Annotated in this window: 6 protein-coding genes; 2 read left to right on the top strand and 4 right to left on the bottom strand. The window is 43.4% G+C overall.

From position 1 onward, the window contains the following. Positions 1 to 195: 195 nt before the first annotated feature. The 4 genes from AACS80_RS04075 to zorA2 all read right to left on the bottom strand — a co-directional run bounded on the left by AACS80_RS04075 (position 196) and on the right by zorA2 (position 4986). Positions 196 to 1302 carry an N-acetylneuraminate epimerase gene (locus tag AACS80_RS04075; RefSeq protein WP_135410887.1) on the bottom strand — a complete coding sequence of 369 codons (1107 nt, stop codon included), beginning with the start codon at positions 1300 to 1302 and terminating at the stop codon, positions 196 to 198. A 210-nt stretch (positions 1303 to 1512) separates the two neighbouring features. Beyond that, the gene (gene zorE / locus AACS80_RS04070) at positions 1513 to 2616 is read right to left on the bottom strand and encodes a type II Zorya anti-phage system protein ZorE (protein ID WP_138183670.1); all 1104 of its coding nucleotides are present in this window, start codon (positions 2614 to 2616) and stop codon (positions 1513 to 1515) included. A gap of 3 nt (positions 2617 to 2619) precedes the next feature. Beyond that, positions 2620 to 3327: a type II Zorya anti-phage system protein ZorB2 gene (gene zorB2, locus AACS80_RS04065; protein WP_130259548.1), complete on the bottom strand. Its 708-nt coding sequence runs from the start codon at positions 3325 to 3327 to the stop codon at positions 2620 to 2622. Between the two features lie 6 nt (positions 3328 to 3333). Continuing rightward, entirely contained in the window at positions 3334 to 4986 is a 1653-nt protein-coding gene (gene zorA2, locus AACS80_RS04060; RefSeq protein WP_138183669.1) for a type II Zorya anti-phage system protein ZorA2, read from the bottom strand. Between the two features lie 211 nt (positions 4987 to 5197). Between zorA2 and AACS80_RS04055 the strand changes: the two genes are divergently transcribed. Beyond that, complete coding sequence (locus tag AACS80_RS04055; protein WP_138183668.1) at positions 5198 to 8557, top strand: STY4851/ECs_5259 family protein; 3360 nt, start codon at positions 5198 to 5200, stop codon at positions 8555 to 8557. After that, positions 8557 to 14871: a DEAD/DEAH box helicase gene (locus AACS80_RS04050; RefSeq protein WP_138183667.1), complete on the top strand. Its 6315-nt coding sequence runs from the start codon at positions 8557 to 8559 to the stop codon at positions 14869 to 14871. Before AACS80_RS04055 ends, AACS80_RS04050 begins: the two co-directional genes overlap by 1 nt. The last annotated feature ends 117 nt before the right edge of the window (positions 14872 to 14988 follow it).

Below are 14988 nucleotides of genomic sequence, written 5' to 3'. Positions count from 1 at the left end.
TCTTGTTCTCAGGCATTCGGTACGCTGAACCGTTATATCCCTTGCTCAAATTATTTGGATTTTCATCAGGCGCGTTTGTCAGTTCTCTTTTAAAGTGATATGGCGGGCGCAGGATGTATCTGCGCAAACCGCGCCAGTTATTTTATTCCAGGATGAACATCATCTTTATTTTCAGGCAATGGAAACCCAGAAAAGTTAGTTTTGCACAGTAACTTTATTATCTCTCACTGAGAGCAACACTGAATCCGCAACAGCTTTACCACCCGCAATTTCACCGCCAATAATCAATAGACTATTATTCCAGGGCAATGATACTCCGTAGGCTCGACCTTGCGACAGTTCGCCAGATTTCTCCCATTTCCCGTTATGCCACAGATAAATATCAGCACTATACGATTTTTTCAGGCCTTCATGCGCATAGTTCTTACCGTTCTGGTAATTTTCGCGCGAGCCTTTAAATCCGGCTCCTCCGGCAAATATAAGAGAGTCATTGCTAATACCTGCAAAACCGCCAGCGACGCCATCTGGTGATGAGATGGGAGGAAGCTTATTCCATTTTACGTTATTGCCGGTAAGATCAAGTTCAAATACGGCATCTGTCCGCAGTCCAGGCTTTATTTCACCATTAATAAGCCAGGTTTTATCACCTTTATTCACAACCGCCGCACCAGCCGTCCCGTACCAGGGCGATTCGCCAGCGTAACTCCATTGCTGTGTAGAGGGATCAAAAGACAACAGAAACTTATTGAAGAAATAATCTTCTGCTTTTTTATCGAAATAGCGGGTGTTGATTTTATCTATAGTTTTTGAATCTTTTCCAGCCTCGTTGAGATCTTCAAAATAGCCATTGAAAATATTTTGGTTAACACCGCCAGTAACATAAGCCTTGCCGTTGTGCACAAAAGTCACATGACCCGCCATGCCCATAGGTGCGTGTGACATCAATTTAATCCAGGTATTAGTTGCTGGGCTATATTTGTACACATCGCTGAACACCCTGGTTAAACCTTGTTGGTTTTTGCCAATACCGCCAAATACATACAAATCACCATCAATAAATGCGGACGTTGCTTGATCTCTCGCGCCGCCGGGGAATTCAGCCAGAGCTGTCCATTTTTTATCTTTGGCCTGTGTGTCCAGCTTATACCATGCTGTTCCTGCACTACCTAAACCGATGTAGACAGTGTTGTTATCAATTGCACCAGTACCACTTTTAAATGGTACTGGGATTTCCGGTAATACAGACGCGTTCGCGGCAAATGATGCCATCATGATAGCAAGCGCCGTTATTGTTTTATTCATTGTGACTGTCTCCTGCCTACCAAGATTTAATCTTCACCCATATGAGGGAAGTTTTAAGTATGAAGCTAACCATAGCATAAACCTTTATACCTATTACACCATAAAAACCAGACAAGTTATGCCATAAACTACTTTTGTAATTTGAGTCACAAATCAGGAAAATTTTATTTATCCTCCGCGAAAGCCCTAACTTTCACGGAGTGTTAGAATTTACAAAGTTGCTGGCGTAAAGGCTCCGGTTTGTATTTCTTTAACCAGCTCACCCACGGTATATATTCTCCATCCTTCGACTTCGGCGGGAGTAAGGTTAACTGCAATTTTAAGGCCTGGCCATGCTGCTTCTACGGTTGCAATAATTTCATGTTCTGAGTTTTGAAGATCTAACCCAGGAACAGGAGGTTGAAAGCCTTTATGTTGCATCATATTAATATCACCATGCACTGACGGATCAGTCAGGTCATATATTTCATTCCAGGATTCTGCTTTTAATAACCCTTGTTGGGAACGTAAACGTTGAATGATAGCCATCTCAGCTTGGGTAACGAATATACCTTCGTGGAGGGGCTGTTTACGATGGCAATCCTTACACAGGACAAGCAGATTTTCATGGCGATTATCATATTTGATGCCATTTTTATGATGGACATGGCACAAGTTTTTGGCGGTTGATAAATTCACGCCACAATCAATACAGGTATACTTGGCTTTTTCTCGTATTGATTTAGATATATCTTTCCAGTTTTCGACATACCCACTATTTGTTTTGTCATAGATACCCTTAGGCATATGACGAAAACAGGTACTATAATCTGAAAAAAACTCATTTAATGAGAATGATTTAAAAATCTCTCTTTTTCGTTGTTTATCAATACTTCCTTTATAATTAAGTCGTTCGAGGCAATTCATACATACCCGTAAATCAACATCCTGGCTCCGACCTGAGCCATCATCAATTTCGAATAAACCATCTATGCGGTTAGTTGCATGATACCTTTCAAATCGATTTTTATGCCGCATTTCATCAAGAGTTCTGCACCAGGCAATATGAAAACGTTTTCCTTTTTCGCCATCGATGATAGCCGCATCATAACGCCCTGAATGGTCTCGAATATATAAAAGAACCTGGCGGCCATGATAAGAGATAAGCCCGCTACCAGGGTCAAGATCTTCGATACTAACTTCTTTACCCGTGGATAACTCAATATCTATAGGATCAAAGTCAATAGGGGATTCATCCAGAAAAAAATCGACTCCTTCTGGTAACATTTTCTTCCCTAATTGAATAAGTTCTGAAATGTCGATAGATAATTTCATCTCTTACTCCTGAATAATCTTTCTAATCTGCAACTCGGCATTTGTCACAACTTTGAAGGTGACACGACGAGAGCGATTAGGATCCTCCTTGCCGCTCTTATCAAGAATTGGATGTGCAGATGAATAACCTACTGCGGCAAATTTATTTTTAACCCATTGTTGGTGTGTCGCGATATTTTTTATATCATAAACGTATTGTAATACTGCTCGTGTACGACCTTGTGATAGTGCCATATTATTAAAATAAGCAATATCAGGATTCGTTGTTCCTGTCCAGTCAGTACTTGTGTGACCTTCAATGCGGACTTCAGTAATATGTTCCTGATAATTATCAAGAACTTTTAGGTAGCGAGGAAAGAAGTCGTCAAGAATGAGTTTAAACTTTGGTTTAAGCTCTGTGCTTCCTAAGCCAAATAAAACATCCGGTGATTTAAATCGAACCTCCAGAGTCTGTTTATCGATCTCTGCATCCCAGTCTTGTAAATCCTTTGCAAACTCAATATCCAGAGCATTATAAAGCTGTAACTGAGCATTCTCGTAGGCTACGGCAACTTCTTTAATTTTTTCTTTTTCAATACGTACGTAGTGCATATAAGCAATAGATATGAACATGAAAACCATCATCAGCCCTGCCATTAAGTCTGACATGGATACCCAGTGTTCATTATCTTGATCTTTTTTAGGTAATTGTTTTCCTATAATCTTATCCATGATCGATTACCCGCGATGTTTATTAGCAGAAATTAATGCTTGTAACTGCCCCATAACTATTTGGTAATCTTTAATAAGTTTTTCATAGTTACCGACAAAACCATTGCTGATTGAAAGCAGAGCATTACCTAATGATTGCATTTCACGGTTCATTTCACGTTCAGTTGCTTGCTCAAAAGCATGTAACTGCTCGTTGATGGATAGAGCAAATTTTTCAATTGATTCTCTGACTTGAGACGTCAGCCCTGCACTTGCCTTATCAAATGATGTCTGGATTGAATCAAACATATTATCGGCATTACTGGATAGTTGATGGTTAATCTTTTCACCAGTCTTACTGAACATATCAATCACATTAGTCGTATTTTGTTCCATATTTCTATGCAATTCTTTCGAGTGCGACTCTAGTGATTTCAGGAATTCTTCACCACTTTGTTTCATTTCAGTAATTGTTTCACCTAACGTGCTGGTTAGGGTTTCGGAGGAATTGCTGACATCATGAGCCATCGAGGCAAATGCTTGTTGTGTTTGGGTAACCGATTGTCTGAATCCTTCGGTACCTTCATCCAGGGCCACGCGCATTGAATCTGCATTAAGAAGTATTTGCTGGCTGGTTTGCTCAAGAGATGCACTAACATTTGCAGCTCCGGATTTCAGCAGTTCACCCACTTCAGCCATTTTGTTTTGTATTTCAGGTAATACGGTTGTAGCTTTATCGCGGATGGCGACAAAGGTTTCTAGATGGCGGGAGAGTTCGCTGATTTGATGTTGGTTCACCTGAAGCACTTCACGCAGTTCAGACATAGCCAGTGGAATTTCTTTACATTCTTCCCAAATCCCGGCAACCGCAGTTTTTGTTTCAACCAGGGACTCGACACTTTGTTGATATTGTTCTGACATCTGCTCAACTTGCGTTTTATAATTTTCCTGCCACTCAACAAGTTTTTTTACAGAGGCATCAAGTGCTTTAAAGTTTTCACCAAACTGTTCAGTTAAATTTTCATTAAAATCAATAATGACTTGCCGCAAAGCATCAATAATTTGTTCTGTAGCACCTTTTGCCATCAGCTCTGCAAATTGTTCAAGTTGTTCCCAAAGCTTATTACTGAAATGAGTGTGATTAGCTAATTGTGCTTGCGAGGAATCGCTAATCTCAGTACGTAGTAATTTTATTTGAGCAATAAGAGAACCTTCACTATCACCGTTAATACCCGAGACTAATTTAGTCAGAGTCTGGTTCTGCTCTTTTAATTCATGATAGATATGTTCAGGTGTAACGGATTCAGGGTTATTTTCTGCTAACGCGCTTCGTTTATTGGCAAAAAAGAAAGCATCCATTCCATTAAATAAAATGGCAAAAAACATACCTACAATGCTTGTAATGAATGCTGTTTTTAGGCCACCTAATAATACGGGGATGCTGGTATCAATACTTTCGGTATTAAAATTGAGTAACCCAATAATAATACCAATGAAAGTACCCAGAATACCTAATGCCCCCATTAAGGTTGGAGCATATTCTCTAAACTTACTATGTATATTTTTTTTGTCACACCACCACGCTGATAAAAATACGCATATAACAGCCCAGATAAAAATATTGGTGATCAGTGTAGAGTCTATCGATTGAAACAACTGCTCAAAAAGCTGCGCTAACATTTTGATACCTGTGCAAATAATGGATAGTTGTAATTGCTTAAAAAACAAACAAAGCACACATAATTTATATGGTTAAGTCCGGTGTAGCGCTCATGATTGTAACAAGTTTTTTCGAGATATAAATGATTTGTCTCATTTTTAGCGAGTTCATCGGGTTGAGCTTTTTTATGATGATAGTAATCTGTTACGAATTGTATCAAAGGAAGGCAGGTTGCTTGTGAAAACTCCAGTTAACCCACTTTTGCAATGGCTTAACATGTTTTTTAGTCGCCGTTCATTATCCGGAGCTGATGGAAGGGCGTTATATGCTTACCGTTGTACTGATACAGAGTACGAAAGTTTGGCAGAACTACTGCGTACTTATGCCCCCCGTAGTTATCCCAGAACGATATTCATTTCCTATAGCGATGTTCTATTTAGCATATATGCCGCAGAGTTTATCCGCCGGACTCATACGGTCGGACACCCTAAATGGGACACAATTTTAGATTCTATTGACTGGAAAGTTCCGTATGTTCATCGACAGAAGCTGGTTAATGATGGCATTCGCTACTGGAAAAGAAAGATAAGAAACCTGGGGCAAGCTTCGGGTTATCTGCATACACTGGCTTGTGAAGGTGGTTTACCTATCCGCATGATTGAAAATGAGAGCGGTTATTTGATTACCTATTTCAGAAGGATATATCAGGCGCTTCGTGGGCAATCATCTCAATATCCTGCCGCTAAAATTGCACAAGAATTAGGCGATACGATTCCTGTCACAATGCAAAACGAACTGGTCTATGAAATAGCCGGTGAATTCTGCGAGACTCTCTGCCGATTACTTAGTGAGCATCCTCCTCAAAGCAGTGATCCCGTTTCTGCATTACGTAAGCTCTCTCCAGACTGGCATCTTCAACTTCCACTCGTTCTCCCCGAAGCGAATGCTGCAGAGATTGTAAGGCGATTACTTTCTCAATCTTCTGAAATACGCAGTGCAAGTAGTCTTCAGGTTGAAAGAATCTGGGTCGATGTTGATGACAGTTGGTATTGCGATGCCCGGTTCCGATTCCCGGCCACAATGCGTACAGAACAGTTAACCTCTTTGTTTGAATGCCATATTCAGCCGGAGCAGACCCGACTCATCATTTCAGGAAAATGGAAAAATGGCGGGGCAAGGTTGGCAATGCTAAGCCGTTATGAGCAGCAAGATTGGCGGGTCGAGTTATTACCTATTGCGATGCAAAAACTCTCTGGTGCAGATGCAATGGCCGAAATCTCATTGTCGCTTCATGAAGGTCCAATTCTGTTAGGTCACACAATTCCAAAAGGCGGTTATGAACTTACTGAAGAACTTCCCTGGGTTTTTGAAGCGATGAATGAGAGTGAATCGCAGCTAAAACTTGTTGGTATGGGGTCTGTGAGTTCCAGGCTAAATGCTCTGTTTATTTCGCTACCGAAAAATAGCCATTTAGATATTAGTGGAGAAGGTGAGTTTGATATTCCAAGGTTGCTGAAAAACAGTGAACGCAGCTTAACTAAAATAAGTGGAGTATTTAGCGTTGTTTTACATGATGGTGCAGTTTGTACAATTCGCACCCAGCAACTTTATGATTCTGCGATTGAATATTATATTAAATCGACAGAAGTTGAACTGGTTAAATCGGATTATCCTGTCCATCGAGCCTGGCCGAAGATCGGTTGGAAAAAGGATCTGCAATATGGCATTGTACCGGAGAAAGAACTTTTTTGGCGTTCCATTCGTTCAGGTAACAATGCCTGGTATTCTGTCGCATCAGAAATGCCAAAAGGACAGATAGAAGTCCGGCGAATAGTTAATGATGAGGTTTTATTTAGCGGTAAAGTTGTAGTTTTACCAGCAGACTTCGATATTAATATTATACCTGAGAGTGCTCAGCAAGGCATTATTATGCTTTCTGGTATAACGGATACTAGAATTGATAAATATTCAAACAATGAAAAAGTAACACTTAAGTCCGATTATTCACAAAACGAGTGTGCTATTTATTATAATTCATCGCAGATGCTGGAAAATACCGTTGATTTACGGGTCTCCTGGAAAGATGGTTCTAATCTTAAACTATTATTACCTAAACCGGTTAGCGGTGGCCGATTTGTAACTAATGATGGTTCTGTTCATTTTGATGGTGTGGCATCTATAGCACATTTGCATGGAATAGATGCTGAGTTATTAACCATATCATGTGCTGGAAGAGGATATCTTAATATCGAGTTATTGGATGAAAATCCAGTAGCTGAAAAATTCCGTTATTTACATGCTGACCTTCCTCTTTTATCAGGACGCAATGACAAATTACAACAAATTTCACTTTATGAGAACTATAATTTGCTAAATGCTATGCTGGCATGTGCATGGAACAGCAATAGTACATTATGTGTTGATTTTTACTCTGACAGATTTGGAAAGGATAAAGCAACACTCAACATCAAACGCTACGATGGTAGTTTTATTGAACACGATCAAGGGTTACTGGTTGATATAAAAAATTCTGTTGTTTTTCCTGCAAATAGAATAGACGAACTGGTTGTTGATGCTATTTCTCTTAAGGATCCTGGCTTACACAAATCATTGCTAAAAAAAGATGAATTTGCTTATGATCTTTCAGCTCTGAATGTTCAGGATAGTCCATGGTTAATTGTGGGAAAACTTGATGGTACAGCTCGCATTGCACCAGTAATTAAATGGATGCTACCTGTATTGCAGACAAATGATTTATTACTAAATGCTCTATGCGAAGCAGACCCAGAACAGCGCAAAAAAAATTTTAATGAGCTAATTTTTGAAATAGATAACAACCCATTGCAAAATTATTGCTGTTTATTAACAGAGTATATTAAGAAATACAAAATTAATAATGGCTTATCCTTGCTGGATCTGGACTTGTTCAGAGGTATTTCGAGTAATTACCGCGTGGTTGTTCAATTGTTAATATCATCATGTCTTTCTGGTGATAGCGATACGATTTATGATATACAGGAAGAATTACCCTTTTCATGGGGATGGATTCCCGTTTCAATCTGGAAAGATGTTTTCCAAAAATGTTGGACTTATCTGGAAAAACAGATTAACGATAAAACATTAGCATTACATATATTGCAACCCTTTATTGCTTTTATGAACCATCGTGCACATATCGATCGTCGGCTGGCTCCCATTGCGAATATGTTACTTACATATAGCGAGAGCCTACCAGCCGGTTGTAATGTCTTGCCAACTGTTAGTCGTGAGCAGTTTAATGAAGCTAAACAGATGCTATTAAGGAACCCCGACAGCTTTGGGCGTATCAGTATCTTCCCTAAAGAACTTTGGGCTAGTGCTATAACTCCAGAGTTAAAATCTGTTTTTAATAAGCTTTGGATTGAAGATAAATATCACTCACGGCTTGAAAAACGTTTTAATTTGATGTTAGTCGCAGCGCTGTTAACCCAAAAAGATAATAACCTGATACATCAACTGTCTGCGCTTTTTGAATTCCACTATCAGCAAGCCCCGCAGCAATTAGGGGTAATCTATCAATATTATTTTGAACAAGCAGGAGTATGTCATTGATGGACGTTCAGCAACTGCATTATGCGCCACTTCTAAATCAGCTTCATCAGCGTGCGGTGAGGTCGGTGGTAAGTCAGTTGGCATTGCGGAGCAAGTCGTTGACTCATTATCTGGAATCACAATATTTTCAGCCTCCCGGTCAGGAGGGGTCACTGCTTGCAGACCCGGTATTCGAAAGTACATTCGGCTGGATGCCTGCGGATGAAACAATGGAGGATTTGCGGGACAAGCTGATCTCCAGCCCGCTGGTTGATGCATTGAGCAAAGCGCCAGTGCCATTTCGTCATCAACTTACTGCGTGGCGAACGATTCTGGAAGACAAAAAATCCTTGTTAGTGAGCAGCGGTACGGGATCCGGGAAAACAGAATGCTTTATGGTACCGGTTCTGGAAGATCTTATTCGTCAGCAAAAATCGACCCGCCAGTCACTAACAGGGACACAAGCTATTTTCTTGTATCCGTTAAATGCATTAATTAACAGCCAACAGGAGCGACTTCGCGAATGGACGCGCGGATTTAAGGGGAAAATACGCTTCGCGCTATATAATGGCGAAACCCGGCATACCAAATACGAAGTTCAGGAAGATCAGTTGAAAGTACCTGAACAAGCTTTGAGTCGGGAAGCCATTTACGAAGCACCACCTTCCATCATGGTGACGAATACCACTATGCTGGAATATATGCTGATTCGTCGTAAAGATGCCCCAATCATCGAAAAGTCTCAGGGGATGTTAAAGTATATCGTCCTGGATGAAGCCCATAGTTATATTGGTTCTCAGGCTGCTGAGTTAGCGCTGCTTTTACGTCGTGTTATGCAGGCTTTCAATGTTGGACCCGGCACAGATAAACCTGTGCAGATTATCGCGACCTCTGCCACTATTGGTGAAGACTCTCCTGAAGGTAATAAGGAGCTTGCTAAATTTGTCGCTGATCTCGCGGGCGTTACAGAACGTGATGTCGAAGTGGTTCGCGGCTATCGACAAATACCGCGGGTATCGGAGTCGCTGATTCGTCATGAATACCCCACATCTTTAACGTCTCTTAAATCTCTGAGCCCTCAGGATCTTTACCAACAGCTTTGTCAGTACCGTGTGGCCCAGCAATTGCGTCAGGCGTTAACTCATCCAGGACGGCAGGCAGTACGTTTGAGTGAGTTGCTCAATGTTGCCAGAAGAACCTGGCCAGATATTAATCACCGTGAGCTACTGCAACTCCTCGATCTAATGGCAAGATCGCGAGAAGGTGAACTGGCTTTTACGCCATTACGTATGCATGGGTTTATCAGAACACTGGCGGGTCTATGGGCATGTTCAAACAAACAATGCTCACATAAAGCGCATGAATTAAATCAGAGTGACTGGCCATTTGGTCAGGTATGGTTTGAGCAGCGCCAATATTGTGACTGTGGTGCGCCGGTATTTGAAGTTTTACGTTGCTCCGGGTGTGGTTCAGCTTATTTGTCTGCCAAAGAGGAGATGCGCGGTGATGGAACGAACTGGTTGGTAGCGCAACCAGCCGCTGCCGAAGTGGATGAATTTGCTCTTGATGTAGATGTTTATTCTGAAGATGAAGACAACGACGAATTAGACAATAACTCTCAATTTGATCGTCTGATTGCGAGCGATGGTGAAAAATATATCATTTCACTGGAAGAAACGACGGCGGGGAAAATTGATAGTGAAGCGCAAAAGCACTATGAAATAAACCTGTTAAGACCGGAATCTCGAGGTGAGGGACGCAATAATTCCTTTGCTTGTGTTTGCTGCGGCGACACTCAACGGAAAAATAATCCTTTATTCCGTCCGCTTCGACTTGGCGCACCCTTTTTTTTAAATGAAATTATTCCTACTCTGTTGGAGTTTTCACCATTACCGCAAACAAGAGAAGAGCAGTTAGGACCGTTTAATGGTCGACGCTTGCTCACCTTTACGGATTCGCGTCAGGGTACCGCTCGCATTTCAGCCCGCTTACAGCAGGATGCCGATAAAGCGACGTTGCGAGCTCTTTGTTACCAGGAGCTGGCAAATATTACAGAGCCTTCAGCAAAACTCAGCCCGGCACACTGTGCATTGTTAGAGAGTTTTATTAGCCAGTTTTCTATCCTTCCTTTAAAAAATTCCATCGACGCGCTGAAAAAAGCGATGGCTGAGAATGAGGAGCTTAACCCGGCGGACATTCAGGCACTTAAAATTATTGAGCCGATGGTGAGTTCCTTAAGCCCGGAGCATGCTGAAGCGATGCAAATACTTCAGGCTAACTCTGGCAATCAGCAGAAGAAAACCATGTCATGGCAAACGCTGTCTGAACAGCTGGTTGGCAGTGTGGACCTTGCCGATAGAATGAGAGGCAGTTTTAAAGAATTGTCTGGGCTTGATCTTACTAAACAACAGTTTGCAGATTTTTGTTTATACAGCGAGTTTGGTCGCCGCCCTAAAAATGCCTGGACCCTCGAAAGTCTGGGTCTGGTAGCTATTCACTATCCATTCATTGATAAAGTTACAACCTGCCCGCAGGACTGGAAGACATTATTACCCGATCCCGATAAGCAATTAGCGGAATGGCGTAATTTATTGAAGATTACTCTTGATTTCTTTATCCGTGAAAATAGTGCCGTTTTTTACGAAAACGAGCAATACCCTCGCTGGATGGGGGCACGTTTCCCGGTAAAAATGCTCCAGGGCCCAGATAAAAAAAACAAAGGGCAGAAACGTGATCAACTTTGGCCACAAATACGCGATCGCCATTATAACCGGGTCATTAAGCTATTAATCGCAGTCTTTCCGGCAATACAACCTGAGCAGGCTCACTGGAAATCGTTAGTTAACCACTTAATGATTGAGGTCTGGGATGCAATTCGACCCTGCTTACGTCAGTTTGAGTCGGGTTATCAGCTGGATATTAAACAACAAGCTGAATTTTACAGTCCAAAGCAAGTGTGGCGTTGCCCCTATACTCGACGTGCGTTAGACGTCACGTTGCTGGGATACTCTCCGTATTTGCCGGGTAGCAAAGAAATTGCACCTGAAAAAGCAGTGTTGATTGAAATGCCTGAGCTTCCTGTACGTCACTGGCGTTTGTCTGGTGGTGGAGAAATCGCCCGAGAAGAACGTCTGGAGTGGCTGGAAAGTAATGCGCTGATTCAACATGCCCGCGAGGAAGGATTATGGTCTACTCGCAGCGACCGACTGGCCCTGAAAGATAGCTGGTATCGTCTGGAGGAACACTCTGCGCAGAGAACGCCTGAGCAGAACCAGTTTAATGAAAAACAATTTAAGTCAGGCAAAGTTAATGTGCTGAACTGCTCCACGACTATGGAGATGGGGGTGGACATTGGTGGTATGAGTTTGGTGGCAATGAACAACGTTCCTCCAGCTCCGGCAAATTATTTGCAGCGTGCAGGTCGCGCGGGGCGTCGTGGAGAGAGTGCATCTGCTGCTATTACGTTATGTAAAAACACTGCGCATGGAATGGAGGTATTCAAAGATCCCCTCTGGGCGTTTAACACTACTGCCAGTGCGCCACGGGTTCGTTTTGGAAGCAGTAGTATTGTTCAACGACATGTTAATGCCCTGGTTTTAGGTCTGTTTTTACGAGCTGAAGTTCCTGATGCGACAAAACTGAGTTGCAAATGGTTCTTTGAAGGTGATGAGAGCCAGTGTCTTCGTTTTCTCCATTGGTTAAATCACCAGGCCGATCAGCTGGCGGATAAACTTAAACGCCTTACTCAGGGAACCGTCCTGATGTCATTGACGGCAACCCAGCTCTTGACCCGCACACAAGCAATGATGCAGCAGGTTGATATCCGCTGGAGAAGCCAACTTGCGATACTGTTGGAAAATATCGAAGCGTTGAAGGCGGATAACAGCGCGTGGGAAGAAACGCCAGCAGGTAAAGCCATCGCTTATCAGCTTCGTGATTATCGCGGTGCATATCTGTTTTCTAAACTCATTAGTGAAGCGTTCCTGCCGGGGCATGGTTTCCCGGTTGGCGTCGTCAATTTCAATTATTTGACGGCAGATGAGCTGGAAAAACGTCGCGCAATAAAAGCTACTCAGGCTGACCCTAATGAAGGGGGAGAAAGCTTTTCTCGTCGTATTGAAAAATTGCCCAGCCGTGATTTGCCTACAGCATTACGCGAGTATGCTCCTGGTGCAGATGTGGTATTGGGCGGAAAAGTATATCGTTCCTCGGGCATTATGCTTGGCAAGGTACTTGCCAGCGGGCAGGAGCTGTCAGGCGATCATCATATTCCGTGGTTCTGGCATTGTCGTAAATGTGGTGCGGGGGCAACCAGTACTACCCGTCCTGTCGAATGTAGTCACTGCAAAGCGGATATACAGCAACTTGATGTGAAGCGTTATTTACAGCCTGTTGGTTTTGCGACAGATATTCGTTATCAGGCACATAATGATGTATCCATGCCTGCACAACTTCCCTGGAAAGATCCACGTGTTCTTGTACCGTCTTCGGTGTGGGTTTCTTTACCCGATGCTGGGCTAGGACGTTACCGTTTTAGCCATAGTGGGGAATTGTTCCACTTCAGTGAAGGGGAATTTGGCCACGGCTACGCAATTTGCCTCTCATGTGGTCGGGCAGAATCTCAAACTCAACCCCAGCGTACCCCTGAAAATCTAAAGAACCCAGAGAGGGAAAATACGCATTACCTGTTGCGAGGGGGCAGTAACGATCGTCAGGGGAGCAATAAATTGTGCCACGGTCATGTGCATAAAGATCTGTGGTTGGGGTATAGCAGTCGAACAGATATGGTTGAGCTGCAACTCAATGATGATAATGACCTGTTGATCCGTGATGAGGTTGCTGCGCGATCCCTTGCGGTCACTTTGCGTGAAGGGTTAGCGCATAAATTGGGTATCGAAAATACTGAGCTGGGCGTGACGACGCAGCAAGCGCGCGATATCAATGGCTATACCGGATATTCCATCTTCATTTACGACAATAATGCGGGTGGTGCAGGTTATGCAGTGCAATTGATCGACCATTGGGCTGATGTCTTTAATTACGCCAGAAAATTGCTCGATTGCAGTTGCGATAAATTCTGTCACCACTGCTTGCTCAGCTATGACAGTCAGCATTATGTCAACAGATTAGATCGTCACCATGCATTAACCCTGCTTACCAATGCACGGTTGCAGCGACTTAACCTCGCGCCAGAATATCAGTACTTCGGCGATGGTAGCCGGGTTGAAACTAACCCTCTGAGTTTACGTATTGCGCAATGCCTGAACAGCGAGATTTATGACTCCTGCTCGCTGGTTCTTGCGGGGCCGCAGGAACAGTGGGACTTTGCCCAATGGCCATTATTGAAAGAGTTGCTCCAGTTTGCCTCCTCCGGTGGGCATGTTGAGTTGCTGGTGGCCACGCCGTTGGCAAACTTAACTGATAGCTCCAGACATCAGCTTTCCGCGTTGGCGGCGATGCCGGGAGGGCGCTTACAAGTGAAATCCATTGCCACTGCGCAACTCATGCAAGGAAAGGGGCGCTGGCTTGCACAGGTGACTCGCGAAGGGCAAAGCCAACAGTGGGCCGCAGACGACAGCGCTACCGTTGCACCTGGTGAATTATGGGGACAAAGTGCGTCCTCACCAGTAGTGACACTTAAAGGAACGTCCGGAAAAACCTTCTCGGGTCAGACCTTAAGTGCAGAAGATTTACTGCCCGCCTTACCCACCGGGGCGGTGCGCATCAATCTCTGCGAACAACTGGACGGGCCGCTGGAAGGTTTTGGTTCGCGTTTCTGGTCGTTAGTCACGCAACAGCACGCTGGCTGGAAGCAGGCATTTACCCGCCACAAAGAGATAACACATGTTGAGTATAGCGATCGTTATCTTAATAGCCCATTCACGGCGCGTTTGTTAGGTGAAATCTTAACCGAGCTGGTTGAACAGGGAATGGCGGAACGCGCCAGCCTCACTGTTTGCGTCAAAAAATTGGATTACAACTCTCGCCAACACGACGCTCTCTATAACGCGTGGCTTAATGAGGAAGATCGTCAGCAGGTTGTGACCACTTTACTTGAAGAAGGATATCTGGGGCCTGCGTGGCCGGGAGCAATTAGCTGGTTAACGGGGGATAACCAGAGTACGGAGCATGGACGAGAACTGACAGTCACCTTCAGCGATGGCAGTCAGCATTATGTCCTGCTTGACATGGGGCTTAGCTACTGGCGCTGTACTGAAGATACCTTCTTTGATTTTGCCCTGCGAGTACAGCAGCAAGTTGAACGACTGGCAAACACGCGAGCGCGAGCTGTTGCTCCGGGTAATGACCTTAGGAGTTATATTATCGCTGGATAAATAATTGCTCCCCTGGGGATATCCTCCAGGGGAGTTGACCCAGCTCACTTTTTAATAATTTTTGTTTGAAAATCATGCGCAATTTATGCGCATTCCCTCCCATTTTGTCACTTTGCC

Source organism: Escherichia sp. E4385, from assembly GCF_963883145.1.
In the GTDB taxonomy this organism is placed as follows: Bacteria; Pseudomonadota; Gammaproteobacteria; order Enterobacterales; family Enterobacteriaceae; genus Escherichia.
This window is presented reverse-complemented; position numbering and strand designations above follow the sequence as displayed.

Coding starts and splice junctions, on each gene's coding strand:
- AACS80_RS04075 (WP_135410887.1), bottom strand. CDS start 1,302: ATGAATAAAACAATAACGGCGCTTGCTATCATGATGGCATCATTTGCC.
- zorE (WP_138183670.1), bottom strand. CDS start 2,616: ATGAAATTATCTATCGACATTTCAGAACTTATTCAATTAGGGAAGAAA.
- zorB2 (WP_130259548.1), bottom strand. CDS start 3,327: ATGGATAAGATTATAGGAAAACAATTACCTAAAAAAGATCAAGATAAT.
- zorA2 (WP_138183669.1), bottom strand. CDS start 4,986: ATGTTAGCGCAGCTTTTTGAGCAGTTGTTTCAATCGATAGACTCTACA.
- AACS80_RS04050 (WP_138183667.1), top strand. CDS start 8,557: ATGGACGTTCAGCAACTGCATTATGCGCCACTTCTAAATCAGCTTCAT.